13 protein-coding genes (1 of these 13 only partly in view) are annotated in these 17,789 nt (G+C 64.6%); 9 read left to right on the forward strand and 4 right to left on the reverse strand.

What is annotated here, in order from left to right:
- The 5 genes from XH79_RS16415 to XH79_RS16435 all read left to right on the forward strand — a co-directional run.
- Positions 1 to 360, forward strand: partial view of a hypothetical protein gene (locus tag XH79_RS16415; protein ID WP_212341046.1) — the 3' portion only. Its footprint begins 237 nt before the window's first position; the window shows 360 of its 597 coding nt (coding positions 238-597); its start codon lies off the left edge, out of view; it ends in the stop codon at positions 358 to 360.
- Positions 361 to 534: 174 nt separating this feature from the next.
- Positions 535 to 1,308 (forward strand): SDR family NAD(P)-dependent oxidoreductase, encoded by a 774-nt coding sequence (locus tag XH79_RS16420; RefSeq protein WP_271582290.1) that lies wholly within the window; start codon positions 535 to 537, stop codon positions 1,306 to 1,308.
- A 165-nt stretch (positions 1,309 to 1,473) separates the two neighbouring features.
- Positions 1,474 to 2,979: a glycerol kinase GlpK gene (gene glpK / locus XH79_RS16425; protein ID WP_212341044.1), complete on the forward strand. Its 1,506-nt coding sequence runs from the start codon at positions 1,474 to 1,476 to the stop codon at positions 2,977 to 2,979.
- 265 nt (positions 2,980 to 3,244) lie between these two features.
- The gene (locus tag XH79_RS16430; protein ID WP_271582291.1) at positions 3,245 to 3,838 is read left to right on the forward strand and encodes a GNAT family N-acetyltransferase; all 594 of its coding nucleotides are present in this window, start codon (positions 3,245 to 3,247) and stop codon (positions 3,836 to 3,838) included.
- 237 nt (positions 3,839 to 4,075) lie between these two features.
- Positions 4,076 to 4,705 (forward strand): glutathione S-transferase family protein, encoded by a 630-nt coding sequence (locus tag XH79_RS16435; protein WP_271582292.1) that lies wholly within the window; start codon positions 4,076 to 4,078, stop codon positions 4,703 to 4,705.
- A gap of 336 nt (positions 4,706 to 5,041) precedes the next feature.
- Here the strand turns inward: XH79_RS16435 and metH are convergent, their stop codons facing one another.
- Both metH and metF read right to left on the reverse strand, forming a co-directional pair.
- Positions 5,042 to 8,887, reverse strand: a complete 3,846-nt coding sequence (gene metH / locus XH79_RS16440) for a methionine synthase (protein ID WP_271582293.1) — start codon at positions 8,885 to 8,887, stop codon at positions 5,042 to 5,044.
- A gap of 6 nt (positions 8,888 to 8,893) precedes the next feature.
- Entirely contained in the window at positions 8,894 to 9,814 is a 921-nt protein-coding gene (metF, locus tag XH79_RS16445) for a methylenetetrahydrofolate reductase [NAD(P)H] (RefSeq protein ID WP_271582294.1), read from the reverse strand.
- Between the two features lie 394 nt (positions 9,815 to 10,208).
- Here metF and XH79_RS16450 point away from each other — a divergent pair, with 394 nt between their 5' ends.
- Positions 10,209 to 11,222 carry an LLM class flavin-dependent oxidoreductase gene (locus XH79_RS16450; protein ID WP_271582295.1) on the forward strand — a complete coding sequence of 338 codons (1,014 nt, stop codon included), beginning with the start codon at positions 10,209 to 10,211 and terminating at the stop codon, positions 11,220 to 11,222.
- 124 nt (positions 11,223 to 11,346) lie between these two features.
- On the opposite strand, the gene XH79_RS16455 is transcribed toward XH79_RS16450, so the two are convergent.
- Together XH79_RS16455 and XH79_RS16460 are read right to left on the reverse strand one after the other, a co-directional pair.
- Positions 11,347 to 12,204, reverse strand: a complete 858-nt coding sequence (locus XH79_RS16455) for a prephenate dehydratase (protein ID WP_212341036.1) — start codon at positions 12,202 to 12,204, stop codon at positions 11,347 to 11,349.
- Positions 12,205 to 12,241: 37 nt separating this feature from the next.
- Positions 12,242 to 12,982, reverse strand: coding sequence for a 3-deoxy-manno-octulosonate cytidylyltransferase (locus XH79_RS16460; RefSeq protein WP_212341035.1), 741 nt, complete (start codon positions 12,980 to 12,982; stop codon positions 12,242 to 12,244).
- A 235-nt stretch (positions 12,983 to 13,217) separates the two neighbouring features.
- Here XH79_RS16460 and XH79_RS16465 point away from each other — a divergent pair, with 235 nt between their 5' ends.
- The 3 genes from XH79_RS16465 to XH79_RS16475 all read left to right on the forward strand — a co-directional run bounded on the left by XH79_RS16465 (position 13,218) and on the right by XH79_RS16475 (position 17,788).
- Complete coding sequence (locus tag XH79_RS16465) at positions 13,218 to 13,772, forward strand: c-type cytochrome (protein ID WP_212341034.1); 555 nt, start codon at positions 13,218 to 13,220, stop codon at positions 13,770 to 13,772.
- A gap of 213 nt (positions 13,773 to 13,985) precedes the next feature.
- Positions 13,986 to 15,899: an extracellular solute-binding protein gene (locus XH79_RS16470; RefSeq protein WP_212341033.1), complete on the forward strand. Its 1,914-nt coding sequence runs from the start codon at positions 13,986 to 13,988 to the stop codon at positions 15,897 to 15,899.
- A gap of 14 nt (positions 15,900 to 15,913) precedes the next feature.
- Positions 15,914 to 17,788 carry an extracellular solute-binding protein gene (locus tag XH79_RS16475; protein WP_271582296.1) on the forward strand — a complete coding sequence of 625 codons (1,875 nt, stop codon included), beginning with the start codon at positions 15,914 to 15,916 and terminating at the stop codon, positions 17,786 to 17,788.
- Position 17,789 lies beyond the last annotated feature (1 nt).

Raw genomic sequence — 17,789 nt, forward strand, 5'->3', positions numbered from 1 at the left:
CTTCCCGAGAACACCGCACCCGACCAGAAGGTGATCGGCCAGCTCGACGGCGTCGCCAAGAAACACGGCTTTGCCGGCTATGACGACTACAACAACGTCGTCGACAATATCAGCCTGGTGCTCGGCGGCTTCGATCCCGCGACCAAGAAGTATGTCGGCACCGAAGCCGTCATCAAGGCGCAGATCGCGCAGCTCCAGGCCGACAAGAAGATGCCGGCCAAGGACAAGAAGGAAGCGCTCGACGAGCTCAACGAAGCGCTGAAGACGCCGGCGCCGGCGATCGAGAACAAGGGCAACATCGATCTCGTCGGCAAGTACTACGACAAACTGGTCGCAGCGCTCGGCGACGACGAGAACTGAGCGGCCGCACGCCGCCATCGTCTGCGCCGCGCCGGTCTCGACAGATGGCGCAGCGCAAGCCAAACTCTCCGCCGTCTTGCCCCGCGCCCCGGCCAGGCCAATGCTTCGCCGGGGCGTCATGCCGATCGGGGCGGGGCAGCCAGCGAACAAGCGGAAGCAGCGAGGCCAATAACAATGAAGAACACCCCGTTCGATCTCACCGGCAAGGTCGCCGTCGTCACCGGCTCGAGCCGCGGCATCGGCCGCTCCTCGGCCGAACTGCTGGCAAAGCTCGGCGCAAAGGTCGTGGTCTCCTCGCGCAAGGCGGAGGCCTGCAAGGAGGTCGCCGACGGCATCAACGCGGCCGGTGGTGATGCCATCGTCATCCCCTGCAACATCGCGCGCAAGAACGAGGTCGAGGCGCTGATCGCAGGCAGCACGGAGCATTACGGCAAGATCGACATCCTCGTCTGCAACGCCGCGGTCAATCCGTATTACGGCCCGCTGCTCGACATCACCGACGAGGCCTTCGACAAGATCATGGGCTCCAACGTGAAGAGCAACATCTGGCTCTCCGCGCTCGCGATCCCGCAAATGGCCGAGCGCGGCAACGGCTCGGTGATCATCATCTCCTCGATCGGCGGCTTGCGCGGCTCCACAGTGATCGGCGCCTACGGCATCTCCAAGGCCGCCGATTTCGCGCTGTGCCGCAGCCTCGCCGGCGAATGGGGCCCGAAAGGCGTCCGCGTCAACTGCATCGCGCCCGGCCTCGTCAAAACCGATTTCGCTCGCGCGCTCTGGGAAGACGAAGCCATGCTCAAGCGCCGCACCGCCACCACGCCCCTTCGCCGCATCGGCGAACCCGACGAAATCGCCGGCGCCGTTGCCTACCTCGCCTCGGACGCCTCGAGCTTCATGACCGGCCAGACCATCGTCATCGACGGCGGCGTCACCACGGCGGCGGTGTAGCTCCCGCCGCTTGCAACTGCGCCGCGAAAGCGTTTCACTTCGCCCTCCCCCTCCAGGGGAGGGTGGGGGACAGCCGCCTTGACCTCTAGCTGGCAATCCCGTTTCTTTGGCCCGACACAACGACCCCATCAGGGAAGCGCCAAGAAAACACCAAGGTAAGCCGCCATGTCTTTCGTCCTCGCCATCGACCAGGGCACCACCTCCTCGCGCGCGATCGTGTTTCGCGGCGACATTTCCATTGCGGCGAAGGCGCAGGCCGAGTTTCCGCAGCACTTTCCGGCCTCGGGCTGGGTCGAGCACGAGCCGGAGGACATCTGGACCTCGACGGTGATGGTGTGCCGCGAGGCGATCGAGCACGCCGGCATCAGCGCGAAGGACATCGCCGCCATCGGCATCACCAATCAGCGCGAGACCACCGTGGTGTGGGACCGCGCCACGGGCCAAGCCGTGCACCGCGCCATCGTCTGGCAGGACCGCCGCACCGCCGACATCTGCGCGAAACTGAAAGCGGACGGCCGCGAGCCGGTGATCTCTGAGAAGACCGGCCTGATCATCGATCCCTATTTCTCCGGCACCAAGGTCGCCTGGATCCTCGACCACGTTCCCGGCGCCCGCGCGCGCGCCGCACGCGGCGAGCTGATGTTCGGCACCATCGATTGCTATCTGCTCTGGCGCCTCACCGGCGGCAAGGTGCACGCCACCGACGCCACCAATGCCTCGCGCACGCTGCTGTTCAACATCCACACCGGCCAGTGGGACGATGAGCTGCTGGAGATCATCGGCGTGCCGCGTTCGATGCTCCCCGAGGTGAAGGATTCTTCCGCCCGCTTCGGCGAGAGCACGCCGGACCTGTTCGGCGGCGCCATCGCGATCTCCGGCATCGCCGGCGACCAGCAGGCCGCCACCATCGGCCAGGCCTGCTTCCGCCCGGGCATGATGAAGTCCACCTATGGCACCGGCTGTTTTGCCCTGCTCAACACCGGCACAACGCCTGTCGTCTCCAAGAACAAGCTGCTCACCACCGTCGCCTACCAGCTCGACGGAAAACGTACCTACGCGCTCGAAGGCTCGATCTTCGTCGCAGGCTCGGCGGTGCAATGGCTGCGCGACGGCCTCGGCATCATCAAGCACGCCGCCGAGACCGGACCTCTCGCGGATCAGTCGGACTCCATGCAGAGCGTCTATCTCGTCCCCGCCTTCGTCGGCATGGGCGCGCCCTACTGGAATCCGCGCGTGCGCGGCGCCCTGTTCGGTCTCACCCGCAACACCGGTCCCGCCGAGCTCGCCCACGCCGCGCTGGAAAGCGTCTGCTACCAGACCTTCGACCTATGGGCCGCGATGCGCGCGGATTGGCCGAGCTCGGAGACGGCTAGCGTCGTGCTGCGCGTCGACGGCGGCATGACCGCCTCGGACTGGACCATGCAGCGCCTCGCCGATCTCCTCAATGCCCCGGTCGACCGCCCCGTGATCCAGGAGACCACGGCGCTCGGCGCCGCCTATCTCGCCGGCCTGAATGCCGGCGTCTATCCCGAGCCGACAAAATTCGCCGACAACTGGCGCCTCGAGCACCGCTTCAAGCCGAACATGAGCGAAGCAACGCGCGAGCGGAAGCTCGCGGGATGGGCGAGGGCGGTGAAGGGCGTGCTCGCGAGCGACGAGGGGGAGGGGTAGCGAGCTCTCTCAGCGAGTCGTCCCGCCACTAGGCCGGGACGACGATGATTGTATGGCCGCCGCTTTGGCCAAAGCTGAACGAGGCGCGTCCACAAACTCCGCCGTCGTCCTGGCGAAAGCCAGGACCCATAACCACCGAGCAAAGTTGTCTTGGACCGCTATCGGCCCCAGCCGCAACAACGACCAACTGTGGTAATGGGTCCTGGCTTTCGCCAGGACGACACGGAGTGTGTGGCCGGCGTTCAGCTTCAAAGGGACGCATCCCATGATCCTCCCCGACGGCTATTCCGACGTCCCCGCCGGCAAGATCGCCGCGGTCGTCACCCATCTCGAAATGACCGCACGTCCCGCGCACCGCGCCGATCCGCCCGGCAGCTGGTCCCTGCGCAAGCTCGACGCCCCCGCGCTTGATTGGTACCGCGATCTCTACCGCCGCGTCGGCGAGGAATGGCTGTGGTTCTCCCGTGCCCGCATGACCGACGCCGAGCTTGCCGCAATCATCCACGCGCCGGGCATAGAGGTCTACGCACTGGCCGTGGACGGCCGCGACGAAGGGCTGCTGGAACTGGACTTCCGCGAGCCCGGCCAATGCGAGCTGGTCTATTTCGGCGTCACCGCGAAACTGATCGGCACCGGTGCCGCCCGCTTTCTGATGAACCGCGCGCAGGAGATTGCCTGGTCGCGAAATCTCCGTCGCGTCTGGGTCCACACCTGCACCTTCGATCACCCCTCCGCCGTCGCGTTCTATCAGCGCTCCGGCTTCCGCCCCTTCCGCCGCCAGATCGAGATCGCCGACGACCCGCGCCTCGACGGCACCGCGCCGCGCGATGCGGCAAAGCATGTGCCTATCATCGAATAGTGTGCGGGTGAGCGTAGCCTAGATGGAGCGACTTGTCCGTCGAAGCTCGAAGAGCGAAGGCGGAAGCGATATCCGGGGTGCGATTCTCTGTTGCCGCTCACTCCGCCGTCATCCTGAGGTGCGCGCTCTTGCGCGCCTCGAAGGAGGGGCTTGCGCAAGATATTTGTTGCGGCAGGTCCGCATTGGCGATGAACTGGACGGCCCTGCCATCTCCCACGACTGACAAGAGCGAGAACCATGTTCCTGATCGGCCAATACGACTCCCCCTTCGTCCGCCGCGTCGCGATTGCGCTGCGGCTTTACGGGCTCGCTTTCGAGCACCGGCCGTGGTCGACCTTCGGCGATGCCGACAAGATCGCGCCGTATAACCCGCTGCGTCGCGTGCCGACGCTGGTGCTCGACGACGGCGAGGCGCTGATCGAGAGCACGATCATCCTCGACCATCTCGACGAACTCGTCGGCGAGGAGAAGGCGATGCTGCCGCGCAGTGGTGCCGGCCGGCGCAAGCACCTGCGCATCTGCGCGCTCGCTTCCGGCCTCGGCGACAAGGCGGTCAGCCTGCTCTATGAGCGCGTGCTGCGGAAGGAGCAGCTTGCGCTTTGGGTCGAGCGCTGCCAGGCGCAGATCGCTGATGTCCTCGGCGTGCTCGAAGCCGAGCGCGCCAAAGTGACGACGCCTTACTGGCTCGGCGATCGCATTGGCCACGCCGACATTGCGGTCGCCTGCGTGGTCCGCTTCACCCGCGAAGCGCATCCGCAGCTGTTCGATGCCGTACGCTATCCGGCGTTGTCAGCGCATGCCGAACGCTGCGAGGCGTTGGCTCCATTCCAGGAGATCGTGCAGCCGCTGGCGCCGCCGAAGGGATGAGGCCCTCTTACCCTCCCCTGGAGGGGGAGGGTCGATCGCGCGAAGCGCGAGCGGGGTGGGGTGATCTCTCAACACGGGCAGTGAGAACTACGGATAGACTGTCACCCCACCTCGGTCCGCATTCCGCTTCGCTGCATGCGAACCGATCCTCCCCCTCCAGGGGAGGATGGGGACCGTGCGTGTGGGACCTGACGGCACAGCAGGCGATGATGGAATAATACCGCTGTTTTGCCCGACGCCGCAACGCAATTTCGGCAAGGCCGAAATTGCTCAACCCTTTCAACCCCATTCTACTGTGCATGGGGTTGTTTTCGCATTTTGGTTTGGAAGGCGCGGCTAGCCCGCGCCTGCGCGCTTCTTCTGCCAGACCAGATGCACCGCGCAGGTGCAGCCCGGCGGATGCGAGGCGAGGTCGTTCGACGCCTCGTCGTTCGCAGGCGTCGCCGCGAAGGTCTTGTCCTGCTGTGACGGGATGTAGTTGAGCACCGGCGCGAGCCAGCGCTCGGTCTCCGCGACCGTCATGCCCTTGCGGGCCGCGTAGTCCTCGACCTGGTCGCGCTCGATCTTGCCGACGCCGAAATAATAGCTCTCGGGGTTTGCAAAATAGAGCCCGGACACGGAGGAGCCCGGCCACATCGCAAAGCTCTCGGTCAGCTTCACGCCGGCGGTGGCTTCCGCATCGAGCAGCTCGAACAGCGTCGCCTTCTCGGTGTGGTCAGGCTGCGCGGGATAGCCGGGCGCGGGGCGGATGCCCTGATACTTCTCGAGGATCAGCTCCTCGTTGGAGAGCGCCTCGTTCGGCGCATAGGCCCAGAACTCGCGGCGCACGCGGGCATGCATGCGCTCGGCGAAGGCCTCCGCAAGACGGTCGGCCAGCGCCTTGCATAGGATCGAGGAGTAATCGTCATTCGCCATCTTGAAGCGGTCGGCGACGGCATCCTCGCCGATGCCGGCGGTGACGACGAAGCCGCCGATATAGTCCGGCACGCCGGCCGGCGCGATGAAGTCGGCGAGCGCGGCATTGAAGCGGCCCTCGCGCTTCTCGAGCTGCTGGCGCAGCGTGTGCAGCGTTGCGATCTGCTTGGTGCGGCTCTCGTCGGAATAGAGCACGATGTCGTCGCCGTGCGCATTGGCCGGCCAGAAGCCGACCGTGGCGCGGGCCCGGAACCACTTCTCCTTGACGATGGTGTCGAGCATCTTGCGCGCGTCGTCATAGAGCGAGCGCGCGACCTCGCCGACCTTGACGTCGTCGAGAATGGCGGGGAAGCGCCCCGCGAGCTCCCAGGTCTGGAAGAACGGCGTCCAGTCGATATAGGGCACGAGCTCGGCGAGGTCGTATTCGTCAAAACTGCGGATGCCGAGGAAGGTCGGCTTCACCGGCTTGCTCTTGGCGAAGTCAACCGGCACGCGGTTGGCGCGGGCGGCCTCCAGCTTCAGGCGCTTTTTGTCGGCCTGCGCGCGCAGATGCGCGTCCGAAATCTTTGCGTATTCGGCGCGAACCTCGGCGGCATAGGCCTCGCGCTTCTCGGGCGAGAGCAAGGAGGAGGCAACGCCGACGGCGCGGCTGGCATCGTTGACGTGTACGACGGGGCCGGCGCGATAGCTCGGGTCGATCTTCACCGCCGTATGCACGCGGCTGGTTGTGGCGCCGCCGATCAGGAGCGGCAGCTTGAGGCCTTCGCGCTGCAACTCGCCGGCGAAGAATGCCATCTCGTCGAGCGAGGGCGTGATGAGGCCGGAGAGGCCGACGATGTCGGCCTTCTCCGCCTTCACCGTCTCGACGATCTTCGCAGCCGGCACCATCACGCCGAGGTCGATGACCTCGTAATTGTTGCACTGGAGCACGATGCCGACGATGTTCTTGCCGATGTCGTGGACGTCGCCCTTCACCGTCGCGAGCACGATCTTGCCGGCGGACGAGGAGCTCTCGGTGCCGATACCGCTCGCAAGGTTGCGCGCCTTCTCTTCCTCCATGAACGGCATGAGGTAAGCAACCGCCTGCTTCATGACGCGCGCGGACTTCACGACCTGCGGCAGGAACATCTTGCCGTCGCCGAAGAGATCGCCGACCACGTTCATGCCGGCCATCAGCGGGCCCTCGATCACATCGAGCGGACGCGAGGAATTCTTGCGGGCCTCTTCGGTGTCCTGCTCGATAAATTCGGTGATGCCGTGGACCAGCGAGTGCGACAGCCGCTTCTCCACCGGCCATTCGCGCCAGGCGAGATCAGCTTCCTTGCTTTCGGTCTTCTTGCCGCGGAATTTCTCCGCGAGCGCCAGCAGCCGTTCGGAGGCGCCGGGATCGCGGTTGAGGACGACGTCCTCACAGGTCTGGCGCAGCTCCGGATCGATGTCGTCATAGACGATCATCTGACCGGCGTTGACGATGCCCATGTCCATGCCGGCCTTGATGGCGTGATACAGGAACACCGAGTGCATGGCCTCGCGCACCGGCTCATTGCCGCGGAACGAGAACGACAGATTGGAGACGCCGCCCGAGATATGCGCACCGGGCAGGTTCTGACGGATCCAGCGCGTCGCCTCGATGAAGTCGACGCCGTAATTGTTGTGCTCCTCGATGCCGGTCGCGATCGCAAAAATGTTCGGATCGAAGATGATGTCCTCAGGCGGGAAACCGACCTTGTTCACCAGGATGTCGTAGGCGCGCTTGCAGATCTCAGTCTTGCGCGCGAACGTGTCGGCTTGGCCGACCTCGTCGAACGCCATCACGACCACGGCCGCGCCATGGCGGCGGGCGATCTTCGCCTCGTGGATGAACTTCTCCTCGCCTTCCTTCATCGAGATCGAGTTGACGACCGGCTTGCCCTGCACGCATTTCAGGCCGGCTTCGATCACGGAGAATTTCGAGGAGTCCACCATCACGGGGACGCGGGCGATGTCGGGCTCGGCGGCGACGAGGTTGAGGAAGGTCACCATCGCCGCTTCGGAATCGAGCAGGCCTTCGTCCATGTTGACGTCGATGATCTGCGCGCCGTTCTCGACCTGGTCGCGCGCGACCTGCAGCGCGGCGGTGTAGTCGCCGGCGGTGATCAGCTTGCGGAATTTTGCGGAGCCCGTGACGTTGGTGCGCTCGCCGACGTTCACGAAGGGAATGGCGTCCGTCAGCACGAACGGCTCGAGTCCGGAGAGCCGCAGGCGCGGCTCGATTTCCGGCACGATGCGCGGCTTGTGCGGCGCGACCGCAGCAGCGATCGCCGCGATATGGTCCGGCGTGGTGCCGCAGCAGCCGCCGACGATATTGACCAAACCATCACGCGCGAACTCGCCGACCAGGCGCGCCATGTATTCAGGCGTCTCGTCATACTGGCCGAACTCGTTGGGCAGGCCGGCATTCGGATAGGCGCAAACAAGCGTGTCGGCGACGCGGCCGATATCGGCGATATGGGCGCGCAAATCTTCCGCGCCGAGCGCGCAGTTGAAGCCGATCGTTATGGGTTTTGCGTGCCGCACCGAATTCCAGAACGCTTCCGGCATCTGGCCCGACAGCAGGCGGCCGGACTTGTCGGTGATGGTGCCCGACACCATCACGGGCATGTCGATGCCGATCTCTTCGGTGATCTCGGCGATCGCATAGAGCGCCGCCTTGGCGTTGAGCGTGTCGAAGATGGTCTCGACCAGCAGCAAGTCGACGCCGCCGTCGATCAGGCCGCGGATCTGCTCGCCATAGGATTTGCGCAAATCGTCGAAGGTGACGGCGCGGTAGCCCGGATTGGATACGTCGGGCGAGATCGAGGCGGTGCGGTTGGTCGGGCCGATGGCACCCGCAACGAAGCGCGGCTTGCCGTCCTCGGCTGCGACACGCCGTGCGGCATTGCCGGCGAGGCGGGCGCCTTCGCGCGCCATCTCGTAGACGATGTCGGTGAGGTCGTAATCGGCCTGCGCGATCGAGGTGGTCGAGAAGGTGTTGGTCGCGACGATGTCGGCACCGGCGCGCAAGTATGCGGCGTGGATGTCCTCGATCGCCTGCGGCTGCGTCAGGATCAACAGGTCGTTGTTGCCGCGCAGGTCGCGATGGAAGTTCTTGAAACGCTCGCCGCGGAAGGCTTTCTCGTCGAACTGCAGGTTCTGGATCATCGTGCCCATGGCGCCGTCGAGCACGAGGATGCGCTCGCGCGCGGCATTGAGCAGGGCAGTTCGCTTGGCGGAAACGGATACGGTCATTTTCTCTTACGCCGCCTTCTGCGCGCTCTTGGCGCGAATGCCGAGCAAATGGCTGATCGCGAACACGAGATCGGCGCGGTTCATGGTGTAGAAATGGAAGGTGTCGACGCCGTGCTTGGCTAGCTTCTGCACCTGGCCGGCGGCGACGGTCGCGGCCACCAGCTTGCGGGTCTCGGCGTCGTCATCGAGGCCTTCGAATTTCGCGGCGAACCAGTCGGGCACCGTGGTGCCTGCACGCGTCACGAAATTGCGAGCCTGCTTGAAATTGTGCATGGGCATGATGCCCGGCACGATCGGGATGTCGATGCCGCGCGCACGCACGCGGTCGAGATAGCGGAAGTAAAGGTCGTTATCGAAGAACACCTGCGTGATCGCGCGCGTCGCCCCCGCGTCGACCTTGGCCCTGAGCGTGTCGATGTCAGCGTCGAAGTCGCGGGCTTCAGGGTGCTTCTCGGGATAGGCCGAGACGGAGACCTCGATATCGCCGTGCCGCTTCTTGATCCCCGCGACGAGCTCGGCCGAGCTCTGATAGCCCTCGGGATGGCTGGAATAGGGCGTGCCGATGCCGCCGGCGGGATCGCCGCGCAGGCCGACGATGTGGCGGACGCCGACCTCGTGATAGCGGTCGACGATCTCGTCGATCTCGCCGCGCGAGGCGCCGACGCAGGTCAGATGCGCTGCCGGCAGCAGCGCGGTCTCTTTCAGGATGCGCGTGATCGTGGAATGGGTGCGCTCGCGGGTCGACCCGCCGGCGCCATAGGTCACCGAGACGAATTTCGGGTCGAGCGGGGCGAGCCGGTTGATGGTCTCCCAGAGATTGCGCTCCATCTCCTCGGTCTTGGGCGGAAAGAACTCGAAGGAGATCGCAGGCCGCTTCAGCTGCCCGTCCTGCCGGTCGGCTGTCGCAGGCGTCGTCAGGTCAGTCATCGCATTACTCGCTTCAAGTATCCCGCCAGGTTTCGGGGCCGGCCGCCGGGTCTAGATTGGGTGACCCTAAGATAAGGCAAAGGCCATCTGGACGACAGCCCATCGGAAGTGGGAAGTGGCCCACTATGGATGGGTAGGGCGGTATTTTATGCCGTTTAGAAGCTGGTGTGGGATACGGGTGAATGCAGAAATTATGTAGATACTGTATATAGTTGATAAGATTTTTGGGGGGCGTGATATCGCTTGGACTGAGGTGGGCAGATTGAAGTTGGTGTGTCTATCTTCGTCTTTGTCCCAATGCTGCCGGCTCGGCCGTGCGCGCGCGGCCCGCACACGCCAGACCTGCGCGGCCAACCCATTGCCGCCGCGCGTCCCTCCACTACGTTAACGCGCCATGATCCCGCTCTCAGTCCTCGACCTCTCCGTCGTCACCACAGGCGCCAAGCCCGCCGCGGCGCTGCGCAACAGCATCGACCTGGCGCGCCATGTCGATGGTCTCGGCTATGTCCGCTACTGGCTCGCCGAGCATCACAATCTGGCCTCGGTCGCGAGCCCCGCGCCCGACGTGATGATCGGGCAGATCGCGGCGGTGACGAAACACATCCGCGTCGGTTCCGGCGGGGTGATGCTGCCCAACCACGCGCCGCTGGTGGTGGCCGAGCGCTTCAAGATGCTGGAGGCGCTGTTTCCCGGCCGCATCGATCTCGGCCTCGGCCGTGCGCCCGGCACCGATGGTGCCACGGCCTACGCGCTGCGCAGCCGGCTCGACCGCCGCGAGGGCGACGATTTCCTGGAGCGGCTGCACGAACTGATCCTGTGGGAGACCCGCGAATTTCCGTCAGGACACCCCTACAACAATGTCGTCGCGATGCCCGACGATACCAAGCTTCCGCCGATCTGGCTGCTCGGCTCCAGCGACTATTCTTCGGAGCTCGCCGCGCAAGTCGGCATGGGCTTCGCCTTCGCCCATCATTTCGCATCCCATGATGCGATCGATGCGATGGTGCATTACCGCAATCGCTTCCAGCCGTCTGCCTGGCGCGCGACGCCGCACGCGATCCTCGCGGTGGCCGCTATTACGGCGGAGACGGACGAGGAGGCCGAAAAGCTGGCAACGTCGTTCGACCTCAATCGCCTCCGCCGCGACCGCGGCCAATATCTGCCGCTGCCGAGCGTCGAGGAGGCGCTGGCTTATCCTTACTCCGATGGCGAGCGCATCTCGATCGCCCGAAATCGCTCGCGCCTGTTCGTCGGCAACCCGGCGACGGTGCAGAGGAAGCTGCAGCCGCTGATCGACGCGAGCAAGCCGGACGAGTTGATGGTGATCACCGCCGTGTACGACCACGAAGCGCGAAAGAAGTCATATTCACTGCTGGCGGAGGCGTTCGGGCTGGCGAAGGCTGTGTAGAAGTTCTCGTGCCCCGGACGCGGCGCAGCACGCAGTGATGCGCTGCAGAGCCGGGGCCCATCGCAGACCTGTCAATCGCAGCTTCTGGGTCCCGGCTCGCGCTTCGCGCGTCCGGGACACGACATCAATCCTGCGTCTCGCTGAACGTCGCGCGGAAGGGGTGGCCCGGATAGACGCCGACGATGCGGAATTCGCGCGAGAAGAATTTCAGCTCCTCGATGGCGAAGGCGAGGCCCTTGTCTTCGGGGTGGCCATCGACGTCGGCGTAAAACTGCGTGGCGAAGAAATTGCCGTCGACCATGTAGCTCTCGAGCTTGGTCATGTTGACGCCGTTGGTCGCAAAGCCGCCGAGCGCCTTGTAGAGCGCGGCGGGCAGGTTGCGCACCCGGAAGACAAAAGTCGTGACCAGCGGCCCCGAGCCTTGCGCGGCCCATTTCGGCTCGCGCGCCAGCACCACGAAGCGCGTGGTGTTGTGGGCCTCGTCCTCGATGTCCTCTGCGAGGATGTCGAGGCCGTAGATCTTGGCGGCGAGGCGCGAGGCGATCGCGGCGACGGTCTTGTCCTTGCGCTCGGAGATGTCGCGGGCGCTGCCGGCGGTGTCGGCGTGCACGATCGGCTTGATGCCGAGCTTGCGGATGATGCGGCGGCACTGGCCGAGCGCATGCACATGGCTCTCGACGCTCTTGATGTCCTCGAGCTTGGTCCCCTTCACCGCCATCAGCTGGTGGCGCACTGGCAAGAACCATTCGCCGATGATGAACAGGCCCGAGGCCGGCAGCAAATGATGGATGTCGGCGACGCGGCCTGCGACCGAGTTCTCGATCGGGATCATGCCGAGATCGGCCTCGCCCGACGAGATCGCCGACAGCGCGTCCTCGAACGTGGCGCAGGGCATCGGCTCGGCGTCGGGATAGGCCTCGACGATGGCGATGTGGGAATTGGCTCCGGGTTCGCCCTGGAATGCGATCTTCATCTTGCTCATGTCTTGAAGTGCTCCTGGTCGGCCTTGTAGCAGCGGCTCAGGATTTGGAAAGGATGCTGCGCGCGGTTTCGAGATCGGGCGGCGTGTCGACGCCGCGGGGTACGCTGTCGACGATCATGATGTCGATGCGCATGCCGGCCTCCACCGCCCGGAGCTGCTCCAGGCTCTCCTGTTTTTCGAGGGGGGAGGGCGGCAGCGACACGAAACGCTCCAGCGCGGCGCGGCGATAGGCATAAAGGCCGATGTGGTGGTATCGCGGTCCGTTGCCGTATGGGGCGGTGGCGCGGGTGAAATAAAGTGCACGCAACCGTTTCGGCCCGATCGGCGAGCCGATCGCCTTCACCACGCTTGGTGCGAGGTCCTCCTCCTCGGTGTGGATCTGCGAGGCCAGCGTCACGATGTCGACCGCGGGATCGTCGAAGGGGGGCAGCACCTCGCGGATGGTCTGCGGCGTGATGGTCGGGAAATCGCCCTGGAGATTGATCACGATCTCGGCCTTGCCCTCGGGATCGAGCTTCTGCATGGCCTCGTGGATGCGGTCCGAGCCGGAGGGATGGTCGGCGCGGGTCATCACCGCCTCGCCGCCATGGGCGGTCACGACCGAGGCGATCTCGTCGGTGTCGGTGGCGACCGCAACCCGGCCGATTGCAGCGGCCTCCGCGCGGCGCAGGACATGCACGATCATCGGCAGGCCCGCGATATCGGCGAGCGGCTTGCCGGGCAGGCGGGTGGCGGCCATGCGGGCCGGGATCAGCACCAGGATGCGGGGATCGATCATTGGTTCAAGGAGCTTGGGTTCAAGGGCCTGGAAATGGAGCGTTTTCCGCGCCGAGAAATGGGTGGGGACGGGTTCGAAGCCGGGTCGCTTATACGGGTTGCCAGACCCCGGGCAAACCGATATCTCAGTGGCAAAACTCGGGGAAACAACAAGGAACGTTCTGATTCTCCCGAGGCTCGTCCTGGCGGCCGCTTGGGCCGCTGTTTCCTTCTTGCGGTGTGGGGCCTGGCCGGAAATGGACTCTTTCGAACTCAATAAAATCATGGGCGCCGTGCTCGGCACCTGTCTCATCCTGCTGGTGACGAGCTTCACCGCCCAGGCGCTGTTCTCCCCCAAGATGCCGGAAAAGCCGGGTTTCGAGATCGCAGTGAAGGAAGACGCCGGCCACGGCAAGGAAGGCGGCGGCGCCGCGGCCTCCTCCGAGCCGATCGAAAAGCTGCTCCAGACCGCCTCCGTCGAGAAGGGCGCTGCCGCCGCCAAGAAGTGCGGCGCCTGCCACACCTTCGAGAAGGGCGGCCCGAATCGCGTCGGTCCGAACCTCTATGGCGTCGTCGGCGAGGCCAGGGGCCAGGGCCGTGGCGGCTTCAACTTCTCGGCCGCGATGAAGGGCAAGGGCGGCACCTGGACCTTCGACGACCTCAACAAGTTCATCGCCAATCCGAAGGGCTTCATCCCGGGCACCGCGATGGGCTTCGCCGGTATCCCGAAGGATTCCGAGCGCGCCGACGTCATCGCCTATCTGAACTCGCTGTCGGAGCATCCGCAGCCGCTGCCGACGGCGTCGAAGTAAGGCCTTCAAGAATCGATCTTGGAAGATGCGGCCAGGCTGAAAAGCCTGGCCGTTTCCTTATCCGGACCTCGCGGGCTCGTTATCGGGGCTTTTGGCCGCATCCGAGAGGCCGTCCGGCCTTCCAACATGAGGAAAAAGCAACATATTCCGTCGAAACCTCGCCTATATTGGGACCTTAAAGGAGTAGCCTCCTTCCAAGACAGGACTGTTGATTTGGCCATTACCCGACGCGATCTCCTGCTCACCGGCACTGCGGCCGCAGCGCTTCCCGTCCTCGGTTCCGTGGCGGGCGTTCCCGTCATCGGTGCGGCCGCGGCGCAATCGGCCAGCGAGCCTTCCAATGGGCTGACTTGGCGCCATGCTTTGTCGTTGTTCGGCAAGGTCAAGTATCCCGCCGACTTCAAGCGTTTCGACTATGTCAATCCGGAAGCGCCGAAGGGCGGCGTCGCGCGCCAGATCGCCGTCGGCACGTTCGACAATTTCAACATCGTGGTGTCGGGGGTGAAGGGCCAGGTTTCCGGGGCGGTCGCGTTCATCTACGAATCCCTGCTGACCCCTGCGCTCGACGAAGTCTCGACCGAATATGGCGCGCTGGCCGAAGCCGTCAGCCACCCGGACGATTTCTCCTTCGTCACCTATCGCCTGCGACCGCAGGCCAAATGGCACGACGGCAAGCCGGTGACCGTCGAGGACGTGATCTTCTCGCTCAATTCCTTCAAGACGTATCACCCGATGTATTCGGCCTATTACAGCCATGTCGTGAAGGCCGAGAAGGTCGGCGAGCGCGAGGTGAAGTTCACCTTCGACGCGCCGGGCAACCGCGAGCTGCCGCAGATCGTGGGCCAGCTCACGGTTCTGCCGAAGCATTGGTGGGAGGGCACCGACGCGCAGGGCCGCAAGCGCGACGTCTCCGCGACCACGCTGGAAGTGCCGCTCGGCTCGGGGCCCTACAAGGTCAAGGAATTCGTGGCCGGTCGCTCGATCGTGCTGGAGCGCGTCAAGGATTATTGGGGGCGCGATCTGGCTGCCAATGTCGGCCGCAACAATTTCGACGAGTTGCGCTACGAGTATTTCCGCGACGCCACCGTCGCGATTGAGGCCTTCAAGGCCGATCAGGTCGATTGGCGCACCGAGAACAGTGCAAAGAACTGGGCGACGGCCTACGATTTCCCGGCCGTGGCCGAAAAGCGCGTGATCCTCGAGGAGTTCGCCAATCGCAGCTCGGGCGTGATGCAGGCTTTCGTGCCGAACCTGCGCCGCGCCAAGTTCAGCGATCCGCGCGTCCGTCGTGCGCTCAACTACGCCTTCGACTTCGAGGAGATGAACAAGCAGATCTTCTACGGTCAGTACAAGCGCATCAGCAGCTATTTCGACGGTATCGACGAGCTCATGGCGACCGGACTGCCGCAGGGCAAGGAGCTCGAAATTCTCGAGACTGTTCGTGCCGAAGTGCCGCCCGAAGTCTTCACGACGGCCTACACCAATCCGGTCGGCGGCAGTCCCGAAGCCGTGCGCGACAATCTCCGCGAGGCGCTGCGCCTGTTCAAGGAGGCCGGCTACGAGGTGCGCGACCGCAAGCTGATCGACGTCAAGACCGGCGCACAATTCTCGCTCGAATTGCTGAACCAGGATCCGAGCTTCGAACGGGTCACGCTGTTCTACAAACCGTCACTGGAGCGGCTCGGCATTGCCGTCAGCGTGCGGACGGTCGATCCGACCCAGTACGAGAACAGGACGCGCGAGTGGGATTTCGACGTCGTCACCAACTCCTGGGGCGAGTCACAATCGCCGGGTAACGAGCAGCGCGAGTTCTGGTCGTCCAAGTCCGCCGACATCGCCGGCTCGCGCAATATCTCGGGTATCAAGAATCCGGCGGTCGACAAGCTGATCGAGCGGTTGATCTACGCCAGGGATCGCGACGATCTCGTCGCGGCGACCAAGGCACTCGACCGCGTGCTGCTGTGGAATAACTATGTCGTGCCGCAGTGGACCTACACCAAGGTGCGCACCGCGCGCTGGGATCGCTTCGGCCGGCCGGCGGAACTGCCCAAATACGGCCAGTCCGGCTTCCCGTTCATCTGGTGGTACGACGCAGACAAGGCGGCGCGGATCGCAAAGAAGTCGTGAAGGACATTGCCCGCATGACGCAGCTTTCACGCCGGCATGTGCTGGTCCTGGGTGCGGGCGGTGCGTTCGCCGCCGCCCTGTCGCGTGGCGCGGTGGCGTCGGAAGGGCCGGCCGAAGCCCACGGCATCTCCGCCTTCGGCGATCTGAAATACCCCGCAGACTTCCATCATTTCGACTACGTCAATCTCGATGCGCCGAAGGGCGGCACGTTCTCGCTCATCCCGTCGGTGCGCGCCTACAACCAGTCCTACCAGACCTTCAACTCGCTCAACGCCTTCATCCTGAAGGGGGACGGCGCGCAAGGCATGGACATGACGTTCGTGCCGCTGATGGTTCGTGCAAACGACGAGCCTGACGCGATGTACGGGCTTGCCGCCAAATCCGTGCAGATATCGCCCGACAAGCTGGTCTATCGCTTCACGATGCGGCCCGAGGCGAAATTTCATGACGGGACCAAGCTCACTGCCCACGATGCGGCGTTTTCACTGACGGCGCTGAAGACCAAGGGCCACCCGCTGATCATCGTGCAGATGCGCGACATGGTCAGCGCGGAGGCGATCGACGATGCGACGCTCGTCGTCACCCTCGCCAAGGGGCGTGCACGCGACGTGCCGCTCTATGTCGCGAGCCTGCCGATCTTCTCGAAGGCGTATTATGCCTCCCGCCCGTTCGACGAGTCGTCGCTGGAGATCCCGTTGGGCTCGGGCCCGTACAAGGTCGGCAGGTTCGAGGTCAATCGTTACATCGAGTTCGAGCGGGTGAAGGACTGGTGGGCCGCCGATCTGCCGGTTTGCCGCGGCAGCTACAATTTCGATGTCGTGCGCTACGAATTCTATCGCGACCGCGATGTCGCCTTCGAGGGTTTTACCGGCAAGAACTATCTCTACCGCGAGGAGTTCACCTCACGCATCTGGGCGACGCGCTACGACTTTTCGGCCGTGAAGGATGGGCGCGTCAAGATGGAGGTCGTGCCCGACGACACGCCGTCCGGCGCGCAGGGCTGGTTCATCAACACGCGTCGCGAGAAGTTCAAAGATCCGCGCGTGCGCGAGGCCCTGATCAACGCGTTCGACTTCGAATGGACCAACAAGACCATCATGTACGGTGCCTATGCCCGTACGGTGTCGCCGTTCCAGAACTCTGACCTGATGGCGAGCAACGGGCCTCCGTCCCCGGAAGAGCTGAAGCTGCTGGAGCCGTTCCGCGGCCAGGTTCCCGACGACGTGTTCGCGACGCCCTTCACGCCGCCGGTCTCCGACGGCTCCGGGCAGGACCGCAGCCTGCTGCGCAAGGCGCAGCAACTGCTGACTGAAGCCGGCGTACCCATCAAGGACGGCAAGCGGGTGCTGCCGAACGGCGAGGTGTTCAGGATCGAGTTCCTGCTGGACGAGCCTTCGTTCCAGCCGCACCATGCGCCCTACGTCAAGAATCTGGGCACTCTCGGCATCGAGGCGAGCGTGCGCGTGGTCGATGCCGTGCAGCACAAGGCGCGGCAGGAAGATTTCGACTTCGACATGACGATCCAGCGCTTCAGCATGTCGGCGACCCCGGGCGATGCCATGCGGGCGTTCTTCTCGTCGCAGGTCGCGAACACCAAGGGCTCGTACAATCTCGCGGGTGTCGCCAGCCCGGCCATCGACGCCATGATCGAGAAGATCATGGCGGCCGACAGCCGCGAGGAACTGACCATCGCCTGCCGTGCCTTCGATCGCCTGTTCCGCGCCGGCCGCTATTGGGTGCCGCAATGGTATAACAAGACGCACCGGCTGGCTTATTGGGATCAGTTCGGCCATCCCCAGAAGCTGCCGCGTTACGCCAACGGCGTCGGTGCCCCCGACATCTGGTGGCATGATGGCGCCAAGGCGTCCAAGCTCGAGCAGGCGAAATAAT

The organism is Bradyrhizobium sp. CCBAU 45389, from assembly GCF_028128625.1.
Classification (GTDB): domain Bacteria; phylum Pseudomonadota; class Alphaproteobacteria; order Rhizobiales; family Xanthobacteraceae; genus Bradyrhizobium; species Bradyrhizobium liaoningense_B.